The sequence below is a fragment of the uncultured Cardiobacterium sp. genome (assembly GCF_938028185.1).
Classification (GTDB): domain Bacteria; phylum Pseudomonadota; class Gammaproteobacteria; order Cardiobacteriales; family Cardiobacteriaceae; genus Cardiobacterium.
In genome coordinates this window covers 1-11,166 of record NZ_CALJAH010000128.1, presented here as the reverse complement: position 1 = coordinate 11,166, position 11,166 = coordinate 1, and the positions used below count along the sequence as shown (strand labels likewise).

Sequence of the window (11,166 nt, the reverse complement as noted above, 5' to 3'; positions counted from 1 at the left end):
CCAGGCACGCGCCCGGCGCGACAGCGCGAGCGCCAACCTCGCAGCTGCCCAGGCCGAAGAAAAAGTCGCCGCCGCCCGCGTCCAGTCCGCGCGCGCCCTGCTGGCGAGCCACGGCGAAGCAGGCGCCGCCGCCATCGCCGTCACCGCACCCGTCGCCGGCGTTATCACCAAACGCCAACACGAAAGCCACACCCCCATCAACGCGGGCGAACTGCTGCTGGAAATGGGCGACCCGGCACAACTCGAAATCGAAGCCGACATCCTCTCCGCCGACGCCGTGCGCCTCACCCCCGGCACCCGCGCCCACATCCGCCACTGGGGCGGCGACGACCTCAGCGCCCGCGTGCGCCGCATCGAACCGGGCGGCTTCACCAAAACCTCGGCACTTGGCGTCGAAGAACAACGCACCCGCGTCCTCCTCGACCTCACCAGCCCGCGCGCCCAATGGCAAAACCTCGGTGACGCCTACCGCGTTGACATCGACTTCATCCTCGCCGAAAAAAGCGGCGCGCTCACCATCCCGCTCAACGCGCTCTACCGCGACGACGACGGCTGGGCGGTGTACCGCATCACAGACGAACGCGCCCGCCACACAGCGGTACAAACCGGACTGCGCACCGCCACCGACGTCGAAATCACGGCTGGCCTCGCCAACGGCGACCGCGTCATCCTCCAGCCGGATGAAAACATCCACGACGGCAGCCGGGTACAAACCCCGCCGGAGTGAATGGACGGCGAATTTACAGCCGTCCTCACAAAGCCCTGTACGGCGGCGTGCCTTGCTACAGAACCTTGCGAGAATCGCCATACAACAGCGAGAATCGTGCTGCGGAACCCGCCGATCAGCTCCTCCCCCTGTGGGAGGAGGCAGCAAACCATCCACGTCAGCGACAGCATACAAAACGACACAAACCACCCCGCCCCGGCAAACATTACACCGCCGTCCACCCCTGCCACGCCCCGGGAAATCCCTGTAAAATGCGCATCTTCTCCACACCCTTTTTCACATTTACCAACACTCCCAGAGGTTACGGACATGAAACACACATGGTTGGGCGCCGTCTTCGCATCGCTCCTGCTCAGCGGCTGCGGCGGCATGATCTATGGCAGCGAAAACGCGCGCGTGGTTGACCGCAACGTGCCTTACGGCCAGCCGGTTGATTTCGGTGGCCAGGGCAATATGCAACCGCCGCCGCAACAGGGCGGCTTCAACTTCAACGGCGGATACGCCGGCAATGGCCAGCCCGTGCCGCCGCCGGTCAATGCGGGCAATGGCTACGGCTTCAACAACGGCCAGCCGATGCGTCCGCAAACGGGACAGGCGCCGGTAAACGCGCCCGTCGCCGCCAACGTGCCGCCGCCCGCCCAACAAACGCAAGTGCAGGCCGCCAGCCCCTACCAGCCTGCCGCGCCGACCATTGCCAAAGCACCCGCCGCCGCACCCGGCTGGGGCGCACCTGCCGACCAGCCGAAGGTTACGCCCGCGCCGAACCCGAACCAGCCTGGCGCCGCCGCCATCCGCGATGCCGTCAAAGAAGCACCGAAAGTCGCCGTGGCCGACCCTGCCGCCGCCGCGAACAACAACAAACGCCAGGCCTTGCGCCCGAACGCGGGTAGTGAGCCCGCCGCCGTGCCGCCGCCGGTTGAAACCCGCGTTGCCAGCAACACCCCCGAACCCGCTGCTGCCGCCGCGCCGAAAGCCGAAGGCGAAACCGCCGTCTCCGCGCTCCTCAAAAAAGCCTCCGGCTCGCTTGGCAAGGGCGATTTGGACGGTGCCGCCGCGTATCTGGAAAACGCGCAGCGGCTTGACCCGAAAAACAGCAAAATCCTCTACGACATCGCCAACATCCGCTACCACCAGGGCCGCTACAAAGAAGCCGAAAGCATGGCGAGCCGCGCCGTGCAGACCGGCGGCAGCAACGCGATGCTGAAAAAATCCTGGTCGCTCATCTCCAACTCGCGCAACAAACTGGGCGACAGCCAGGGCGCGGTACAGGCCGCGACCAAAGCCGCCTCCTACTGACTTGGCCGACATCAAAACCCTGTTCGCCGCAGATGGCGCGCTCTCCGCCGCCGTCAGCGGCTACCAGCCGCGACCCGGACAACAGGAACTGGCCGAAGCCGTCGCCGACAACCTGTCGGACGACGGCATTTTGTTGGCAGAAGCAGGCACCGGCACCGGCAAAACCTTCGCCTACCTGCTGCCGCTGCTCGCCAGCGGCAAAAAAGGCCTGGTCTCGACCGCCACCCGCAACCTGCAAGAACAAATCTTCAGCAAAGACCTGCCGCTGGTGCGCAAAGTGCTGGCCTCACCGGCGCGCGTTGCCCTGCTCAAAGGGCGGCGCAACTACCTCTGCCACCACCACTACCACCAATACCTCGACAGCGAACCGCACACCCGCGAAGAAAAAGCGTGGCGGCGCGCCATCGAACACTTCTTTGACACCACCGCCGACGGCGACCTCGTCGCCCTGCGCGACGTCCCCGAAGACGCGCCGGTCATCGCCCGCATCACCTCCACCGCCGAAAACTGCCTCGGTCGCGACTGCGCCTTCTACGAAGAATGCTACGTGCAAAAAGCGCGGCAAAAAGCCAAAGAAGCGGACGTCACCGTCATCAACCACCACCTGCTCTTGGCCGACTTCGCCCTGAAAAGCGAAGGCTTTGCCGAAATCCTGCCGGACATCCAGGCATTCATCATCGACGAAGCGCACCATCTGCCGCTGACCGCCATCCACTTCCTCGGCGACCACCTCTCCGCGCGACAACTGCTCGCCTTCATCAACGACGGCGAACACGCCGCGCTGACCGAAGCGCCGGACGCGCTGGAGCTGCGCGAAACCCTGCGCGACATCAAACTGCAACACAGCAAAATCCTGCTCGCCGTGCGCCAGCCGCAAGAAACCCGGCTGGACGAAGCTCAACTCTTTGCCAACCGCGACTTCTGGACAGAGCTGCAAACATTGGCGACGCTGTTTGAACTGCTGCACACCCAACTCGCCCCGCAAAAAGCGCGCGGCAAACTGCTCGCCCACCTCGACAGCCGTTGCCAGGACTTACAGAAACTCATCGCCGCCTTCCTCGCCGAAGACCAAAACGCCACCCCCGCCGCCCCGGAGCCAACCGACGCAGACGACGAAGCCGAAGCCAAACCGCCCGCACCGCGCGCCATCTGGCTTGACGTCGGCCCGCGCCACTACAGCCTCTGCTCCGTCCCGGTCAACGCCGCCGGGCGCTTCGCCGCCTGGATTGCGAACAGCAACGCCAGTTGGTCATTCCTCTCGGCAACCCTCGCCGTCAACGGCAGCTTCGACCACTACAGCCGCGAACTCGGCCTCTCCGAATACCGCAGCATCCAGCTCCAAAGCCCGTTTGACTTCCGCCACCAGGCGCTGCTCTACCACCCGCCCGGCCTGCCCGACCCGAACGATGCCGCCTACAACGACGCGCTCATCACCGCCATCCTCCCCGTGCTGGCGCGCAGCCGGGGGCGCGCCTTCCTGCTCTTCACCAGCTACAAGGCGCTGCACGCCGCCGAACGCGCCCTGCGCGACACGGACTACCACCTGCTGGTACAAGGGCGGGCGGGCAAAAACGCGCTGCTCGCCGACTTCCGCCGCCACGACCGCGCCGTCCTGCTCGCCACCTCCAGCTTTTGGGAAGGCGTGGACGTGCGCGGCGACCGCCTCGTCTGCGTCGTCATCGACAAACTGCCCTTCGCCGCGCCGAACGACCCCGTCACCCGCGCCCGCCACCGCCTGCTCACCGACAAAGGCCTGTCGCCCTTCATCTACGACACCCTGCCGCAAGCCATCATCACCCTCAAACAGGGCGTAGGCCGCCTCATCCGCGACACGGGCGACTACGGCGTGCTGGTACTCGCCGACCCGCGCCTCACCCAAAAAAACTACGGCCAGACCTTCCTCAACAGCCTGCCGCCCATGAGCAAAACCCGTAAAATAGAAGTCATCGACCGCTTCTTCGCCTACCACGAAAACCCAAGCAAACCATGACACTACCCAACAAACACAGCACCCTGATCGCCCTCGACACCTCCGGCCCCGCCTGCTCCGTCGCCCTGCTCGCAGGCGGCAACACCCTGCAAACCTACGAACTCGAAGCACAAAAACACACGCGCGAAATCCTGCCGCTGCTGGACAAACTGCTACAAAAAGGCGGCATCGACAAAAACGCGGTAGAAGGCATCATCATCAGCGCCGGGCCGGGCGCATTCACCGGTCTGCGCGTCGGCGCGGCAGTGGCGATGGGACTGGCCGCCGCCTGGGACGTGCCAATCCTGCCCGTCTCCTCGCTCGCCCTGCTCGCTGCCACCGTCCGCCGCCACAGCGGCGCGGGCAAAATCCTCGCGGTGATGGACGCACGCATGGGCGAAGTCTATGCAGGGCTCTACGAAAACGGCGAATGCGTCGGCGCAGACCGCGTCTGCGCACCGGAAGCCATCCCCGCCGACTGGTACGACGGCGCGCTGGTCGCAGGCGCGGGTACCGTGTACGCCGACCGCTTCCCGCAAGACGCAAACCTCGCCGAAGACGCCTACATCCCGGAAGCCATCGACGCCTTCAGCCTGCTGGAAACCGCCGACTGGCAACCGCCGCTGCAAGGCATCGAACTGCACTACCTGCGCAACGACGTGGTGCAGGCCTGAAAACCGCCATGAACAGCGTCCTGCCGTTTACATACACCCTGAGCACTCAGGTGCATGTAAATGACTTTGCCGCATTAGGCACCATCCCACCAGCACCGCGCTTGCATCCAATAACCCCACCCCAACCCTCCCCCACAGGACACTACTGTCCGGAATAATTTTCTGTCGATAAAATCTTTATAAATCATGACACTAGACACCATGCAGAACCACGTACAATGCGAGAAATACCCCAAAAAGGTGCTCAAAAGTGGCTTTTTGAGGGGTGATACGACGCGTTACTACGGGGTGAGATATATGAATTATGCTGTTTTAAAAAGGGTTTTATCTCAAAATTTATTCCGGACAGTAGTGTCCCCCACAGGGGGAGGGGGCATATTGGCGGTTCGCGGTAGCGGGCTTTGTCATGCCGCGTTATTTGCATTTGTCGAGATTGAATTGTACGGCGCGTTTTTGTGTTTCAAATTCTTCGCGCAGGATGTCGCTAACGCCTTCGTCATCGTTTGTGATTTTGACGGCGGGCTGCAATACGATGCGGCATTGCGCTTTGTTGCCCGCATGGTAGTAACTGATGGCCAAATCGTTGCGCTGTGCCAGTTCATCCAGCCAATGGGTAAAGGTTTTGCATTGTTGCAGGTAGTTTTCTTTGATTTTTACCGCGTCTGCATAGTGTTTGTCGCGGTAGGCAGCCTGAAATTTTGCCTCCATTTGTTCTGTTCCCTTGTTGCTGCATTGTGCGGGTTCGGGGCGGTACTGTCCTTCAAATCCGGTATTCAGTCCGCAGTATTCGCGGCATTGGCTTTGCGCGGTTTCGTTATTGCCGGGGACTTTCACTTCCACGTTGCCGTTTTTCAATTTTTTTATTTCGATAATGCAGCCTCTGCCGTCTTCCCAGCGGTTATTTTTCAGGGTGCCTTCGATGTCGCAGACGTTTCCCTGATCGTTGGTGCTGTTCAGGTGAAATTTTTGGCCTTTTAATCCCAGCCATTGGTCCGGTTCGGCGCGGTAGTTGTCAAATTCTTGCGCGTGAGCGGCAGTCAGGGTTATTGCCATCAAGGCAGCCAGTTTCGGTAAGGTTTTCATGGTGTGTTTCCTTTTGTTGCATCAGGTTATTCGATACTGCGGTCAAATACGCTGTCGCGTACGGTCACGGTTACCGGTGTGTTCACCGGGATGCGTGAGTGTTCGCTGGCGCGATGGGTACAGACTTTGTGCCTGCTGCCGTCGGGCAGGCGCAGCGTCCATTTCGTGTCGCAGGCGCAGAAGCGGATGCCGCGAATGCGTGCGCTGTCGCAGTCTTTGACGCCAATGATGGTCGCCTGCATTGTCTGCGTCTCGCTGAAATACGCTACTGCCAAGAGACGCGGTGCCCAGCTCAGTACCCAGGCAAAGAGGGTGGTGAAAATCAGGGCGAGGATGTGAGGATTGTTCGGCTCCGGGAACAGTTGCGCGAAGCGATAGCAGGGATAGACCAGCAGCAACCATAATGCTGCATAGAGTATCCATGCACCGGGTTGCGCGACGTAGGGGCGTTCCATCCAGTAGTCAAACAGCATAAACAGTCCGGCGAGCAGTAATCCGGTAATGATGAGCGCAAGTTTTCCTTTCATGGTATTTCGTGGATAAATGAAACGGCGGTCAGGTTGGTGTCCTGACCGCCCTGCGGGTTATGCCGCTGCCTTGCTGTTGTCGAGCGCGGTTTTGAACAGCGCCATCAGCGTCTCCAGTTCGGCGGTGCGCGGGTAGTTGGGGCGGGTGATGACGGCGAGGCGGCGGTGCGGCGTGGCGACGTCCAGCGGGACGGTGCGGATGTCCGGCTGGTTTTGCAGCGACGGCAGCGCCATTTCCGGGATGAGGGTGACGCCCATGTCGTTCACCGCCATTTGTACCAGTGTGTTCAGGCTCGCTTCGCGGAAGCTGTCCGGGCTGATGTCGTCGCGGAATTTGCAGATGTCCATGATGTGGTCTTTGAGGCAGTGGCCTTCGCTGAGCAGCAGCAGCGTGCCTTGCCGCAGTTGTTTGGCGGTGATTTTTTCCTGTTTGCTCAACGGGTTGTTCTGGTGGACGACGACGTAGAAGCGCTCCTGGCCAAATTCAAAGGCGTTCAGTCCCGGCGTGTCGTAAGGCAGGGCGATGACGGCGGCGTCGAGCATTCCGTTATGCACCGCGCTGACGAGGCGCTCGCTCACGTCTTCGCGGATGTTCAGCTCGAAATCGGGGTAGGCGTGGCGGATGACCGGCAGCGCGCGCGGCAGCAGGTACGGCGCGATGGTCGGGATGAAGCCGACCGCCATCGGGAAGTGCAGTGTTTCCTGCCCGGCATGGGCGTGCTCAACCAGTTGCTGCGCGTCGAGGTAGATTTGCTGGGCGCGGCGCAGCAGCTCTTCGCCGATGGGGGTAATGACGACCTGTTTGTTGTTGCGCTCAAAGACGATGACGCCGAGGTTTTTTTCCATTTCGGCGATACCGAGCGACAGGGCGGATTGCGAGATGTTGCACTCTTCGGCGGCGCGCTTGAAGTGTTTGTGGCGGGCGACCGCGAGGGCAAACTGGATTTGGCGGAGGGTAATCATCTGTTATTCACCTAAATTAAATGAAAATCCATTATATATAAAAAAAACCAAAGCTGAACATTACCGGTTGCAAGGCTTTTCAAGGTGTTGGCGCTGACTATAATACGCGCCGCAGTCGCCACCGCGACACCTTTTCTTCGTAAACCAGGAGCAATCATGCCCATCATCAACCGCAGTATTCCCGAATTTTCCGTGCAAGCCTTCCACAACGGCGAATTCAAGACCGTCACCCATGAAGACGTCAAGGGCAAATGGTCCATTTTCCTGTTCTACCCGGCGGATTTTACCTTCGTCTGCCCGACCGAGCTGGAAGACATGGCCAAACACTATGCCGAGCTGCAAGGCCTCGGCGTCGAAGTCTATGCCGTCTCCTGCGACACCCACTTCACCCACAAGGCGTGGCACGACCACAGCCCGGCCATCAGCCAAATCCAGTACCCGATGCTGGGCGACCCTACCGGCGTGCTGGCGCGTGGCTTCGACGTGATGATTGAAAGCGAGGGCGTCGCCTACCGTGGCACCTTCCTCGTCAACCCGGAAGGCAAAATCAAGGTCGCGGAAATCCACGACAACGGCATCGGCCGCAGCGCCAAAGATATGCTGCGCAAAGTCAAGGCAGCGCAATACGTCGCCCAGCACGATGGCGAAGTCTGCCCCGCCGCGTGGGAAGCCGGACAGGAAACGCTCAAACCGAGCCTCGACCTCGTCGGCAAAATCTAAACCCGTAGGGGCGGTCAGGCGAAGCCGTAACCGCCCGCATCCATCCGGCCAGATTACGCCGCACCGCATAAAGCAGCAGCGCCTCCGGGCGCTGTTTTCGTAACTTGGCCCCCTCCCCCTGTGGGGGGAGGGGAGGAGACCATGAAAAAGGTGCTCGCCTTTTTCATGGGAACCGGGGTGGGGTTACTCGCGGCATATCCGGTGTTTATTCAAGGCGCACCGTTATACATACACCAACCCCGCTACCCTGTATGTATAGCGATACTCACAAAGTTCTGTACAAGGCGCGCCACCAAAGACAGTACGCATTTGTACGGCGAGGTGACGCAACGCCGTACGGGGCTTTGTGAGGATTGTTATAAAAAACATCGGTGGTATGACCGGCTAACCCCACCCCAGCCCTCCCCTACAGGGGGAGGGAGCCTGTCCGTTGTGGCAAAAGCAGCCGCGACCGCACCATCCATCCCAAATTTACCCACAAGGAACCCCATGCAACTCGAACCCGCCATGCTGGACGCCGTCCGCCAATACTTCGCCGCGCTGACCCGCGACATCACCCTTGTCCTTGCCACGGGCGAACACGCCAAACGCGACGAACTGAAAACCTTCCTCGCGCAAATCGTCGCCACCGCGCCGCGCCTCTCGCTCACGGAAGCCGCCGACCCGGCATTCACCTCGCCCGTCAGCTTCAAAATCCTTGCCGATGGCGCAGACACCGGCATCATCTTCAGCGGCATCCCCGGCGGCCACGAATTCAGCTCGCTCATCCTCGCCATCCTGCAGGCGGGCGGCAGCGCGCTCAAACTGGACGACAGCATCCAGACCCTCATCCGCGCCGCGCGCCAGCCGCTCGCCTTCACCACCTACGTCTCGCTCTCCTGCCACAACTGCCCGGACGTGGTGCAGACGCTGAACCAGTTTGCACTGCTAAACCCCGCCATCAGCAGCGAAATGATAGATGGCGGTCTCTTCCAGGAACAGATTGAAGCGAAAAACATCCAGGGCGTGCCTGCGGTTTACCTGAACGGCGAACCCTTCGCCAACGGCAAAATCGGCACCGCCCGCCTCGTCGAAAAACTCTTGGAGCGCTACCCCGACCTCGCCAGCGCCGCCGCGCCCGCCGAAGCCTTGCCGCTGCAAGATGTGGTCGTCATCGGTGGCGGCCCCGCCGGAAGCGCCGCCGCCATTTATGCGGCGCGCAAAGGGCTGAAAGTCACCGTCGTCGCCGACCGCATCGGCGGCCAGGTGAATGACACCATGGACATCGAAAACCTCATCTCCGTGCCGCAAACCACCGGGCCGCAGCTCGCGGGCAACCTGCGCGCGCACCTCGCCGCCTGGCCCGTCACCCTGCGCGAAAACCTGAGCGTCAAAACGGTGGAAAAAGGCGGGGCGACGCACAAAGTGGTGCTGAACACCGGCGAAGTTATCGAAACACGCACCCTCATCGTCGCCAGCGGCGCCAAATGGCGCGAACTCGGCATCCCCGGCGAAAAAGAAAACATCGGCAACGGCGTCGCCTTCTGCCCGCACTGCGACGGCCCGTTTTTCAAAGACAAAGACATCGCCGTCATCGGCGGCGGCAACAGCGGCGTCGAAGCAGCGCTTGACCTCGCCGGTATCGTCAAAAGCGTCACCGTGCTGGAATTCATGCCGGAGCTGAAAGCGGACAAAGTGCTGGTCGAACAACTGGGCAAACGCGGCAACATCCGCGTCATCACCAACGCCGCCGCACAGGCGATTGACAGCGAGGGCGGCAAAGTGAGCCGCCTGCGCTACACCGACCGTGCCACCGACACGGCGCAGGAGCTGCCGCTGCAAGGCATCTTCGTGCAGATTGGCCTTGCGCCGAACAGCGACTTCATGGGCGACGCCGTTGAGCGCACCCGCTTCGGCGAGATTGTCATCAATGCCAAATGCGAAACCAGCACGCCGGGCGTCTTCGCTGCTGGCGACGTGACCACCGTCCCCTACAAACAAATCATCGTGGCGATGGGCGAGGGGGCAAAAGCGGCGCTTTCCGCCTTTGACTACCTGCTGCGGCAGGCATAAATGCTAAAAACGCCGCAGCAAGCGGCGTTTTTCTTGTGCCTCACTCGCCCTGTCCGAGAAAGAGCGAGAGGATTCCCGCAGCAATCAGCGGGCCGACCGGAATGCCCTTGAGGAAGGCGACGCCCAGCACCGTGCCGACGATGAGGCCGGGGACGACGCGCGGTTGGTTCATCATCAGCGGCACGCCACGTCCGGCGAGCCAGGCAACGAGGATGCCGACGGCGATGGCAATCAGGTTTTTCCAGTCAAGGAAGTCGCCTGCGCCGAGGGTGATTTTGCCGCTGGCGAGCGGGGCGAGAACGCCGATGGTAAGCAGGATGATGCCGACGGTCAGCCCGTTTTTTTCCACCCACGGCAGGTAGCGCACGAGGAAGGTTTGCTGCATCAGTAGCAGTACCGCTCCGGCGATGGTGACGGGCGCGTTGTGGCTGATGACGCCGAGGGCGGTGAAGACGAGGAGGACGAGGGCGGTGGTGTCGAGGTTGTGCAGCATGGGGGTTATTCCGTGGGAACGGCTTGCCAGCGCATGACGAGGGCGTCTTCGCGGCTGCCGTCCGGGTTGGGGTAGTAATCGCGGCGGCGGCCGCTGTCGCGGTAGCCGAGGCGGTGGTAAAGCGCCTGTGCGGCGCGATTGCCGACGCGGACTTCGAGGAAGGCGAGCGCCGGGCGCAGTGCGTCAAGCGCCGTCTGGTGCAGCGCGGTGGCGAGGCCGTGACGGCGGGCGGCGGGGCGGACGGCGAGCGCGAGCAGGGTCATTTCGTCCAGCACGGGTGCGCAGGCGATGAAGGCAAGCGGCGTGCCGGATACGTCGGCGGCGAGCCAGACGCGGTCGTCCGTGCCGGGCGGGCAGACGTTGCAGGCGGCGGCAAGGGTTTGCAGGGCCGGCAGGTCGGCAGGCGTGGCGGGGCGGATGGTCATGGTTTTGGGGCGGTTGGATGTTGAAGGCGGGTTGCTCAGGGGCTGTAGGGTGGGGCTTGCCCCACCGTCAGGCAATGGCGGGTTCAGGCGGTTTGCGTCGTTTTGGCTGGGGAGGGGAATTTCACCCGCAGACTCTAAACAGGTTTTGAGAGCCTGTTCAAAATCATGGAGAAGCGCTTTTCGATGTATAGCCATCCACCGAAAGTTTCAGACAAGGCGCGTCGCCGAAGACAGTAC

Annotated in this window: 11 protein-coding genes; 6 read left to right on the top strand and 5 right to left on the bottom strand. The window is 61.9% G+C overall.

Features of this window, described 5'->3' with window-relative positions; translation table 11 throughout:
- From Q0349_RS03995 to tsaB, 4 genes are all read left to right on the top strand, one after another.
- A partial coding sequence (locus Q0349_RS03995) for an efflux RND transporter periplasmic adaptor subunit (RefSeq protein ID WP_298079586.1) occupies positions 1 to 727 on the top strand: 727 nt, incomplete at its 5' end.
- 309 nt (positions 728 to 1,036) lie between these two features.
- A complete protein-coding gene (locus tag Q0349_RS03990; protein ID WP_298079585.1) occupies positions 1,037 to 2,023 on the top strand; it encodes a tetratricopeptide repeat protein in 987 nt (328 codons plus the stop codon).
- 1 nt (position 2,024) lies between these two features.
- The gene (locus Q0349_RS03985) at positions 2,025 to 4,013 is read left to right on the top strand and encodes an ATP-dependent DNA helicase (RefSeq protein ID WP_298079584.1); all 1,989 of its coding nucleotides are present in this window, start codon (positions 2,025 to 2,027) and stop codon (positions 4,011 to 4,013) included.
- Positions 4,010 to 4,666 (top strand): tRNA (adenosine(37)-N6)-threonylcarbamoyltransferase complex dimerization subunit type 1 TsaB, encoded by a 657-nt coding sequence (gene tsaB / locus Q0349_RS03980; protein ID WP_298079583.1) that lies wholly within the window; start codon positions 4,010 to 4,012, stop codon positions 4,664 to 4,666. The genes Q0349_RS03985 and tsaB overlap by 4 nt, the downstream gene beginning before the upstream one ends.
- A gap of 414 nt (positions 4,667 to 5,080) precedes the next feature.
- On the opposite strand, the gene Q0349_RS03975 is transcribed toward tsaB, so the two are convergent.
- From Q0349_RS03975 to Q0349_RS03965, 3 genes are read right to left on the bottom strand one after another with little or no spacing between them, the layout of a single operon-like run.
- Positions 5,081 to 5,749 (bottom strand): hypothetical protein, encoded by a 669-nt coding sequence (locus Q0349_RS03975; protein WP_298079582.1) that lies wholly within the window; start codon positions 5,747 to 5,749, stop codon positions 5,081 to 5,083.
- Between the two features lie 26 nt (positions 5,750 to 5,775).
- Positions 5,776 to 6,276, bottom strand: a complete 501-nt coding sequence (locus Q0349_RS03970) for a hypothetical protein (RefSeq protein WP_298079581.1) — start codon at positions 6,274 to 6,276, stop codon at positions 5,776 to 5,778.
- A gap of 57 nt (positions 6,277 to 6,333) precedes the next feature.
- The gene (locus tag Q0349_RS03965; protein ID WP_298079580.1) at positions 6,334 to 7,239 is read right to left on the bottom strand and encodes a hydrogen peroxide-inducible genes activator; all 906 of its coding nucleotides are present in this window, start codon (positions 7,237 to 7,239) and stop codon (positions 6,334 to 6,336) included.
- A 153-nt stretch (positions 7,240 to 7,392) separates the two neighbouring features.
- Between Q0349_RS03965 and ahpC the strand changes: the two genes are divergently transcribed.
- Together ahpC and ahpF are read left to right on the top strand one after the other, a co-directional pair.
- A complete protein-coding gene (ahpC, locus tag Q0349_RS03960) occupies positions 7,393 to 7,959 on the top strand; it encodes an alkyl hydroperoxide reductase subunit C (protein ID WP_366916269.1) in 567 nt (188 codons plus the stop codon).
- A 489-nt stretch (positions 7,960 to 8,448) separates the two neighbouring features.
- Positions 8,449 to 10,011: an alkyl hydroperoxide reductase subunit F gene (gene ahpF, locus Q0349_RS03955; RefSeq protein ID WP_298079578.1), complete on the top strand. Its 1,563-nt coding sequence runs from the start codon at positions 8,449 to 8,451 to the stop codon at positions 10,009 to 10,011.
- Between the two features lie 40 nt (positions 10,012 to 10,051).
- Here the strand turns inward: ahpF and Q0349_RS03950 are convergent, their stop codons facing one another.
- Together Q0349_RS03950 and Q0349_RS03945 are read right to left on the bottom strand one after the other, a co-directional pair.
- The gene (locus Q0349_RS03950; RefSeq protein ID WP_298079577.1) at positions 10,052 to 10,504 is read right to left on the bottom strand and encodes a DUF441 domain-containing protein; all 453 of its coding nucleotides are present in this window, start codon (positions 10,502 to 10,504) and stop codon (positions 10,052 to 10,054) included.
- Positions 10,505 to 10,509: 5 nt separating this feature from the next.
- Complete coding sequence (locus Q0349_RS03945) at positions 10,510 to 10,929, bottom strand: GNAT family N-acetyltransferase (RefSeq protein ID WP_298079576.1); 420 nt, start codon at positions 10,927 to 10,929, stop codon at positions 10,510 to 10,512.
- Positions 10,930 to 11,166 lie beyond the last annotated feature (237 nt).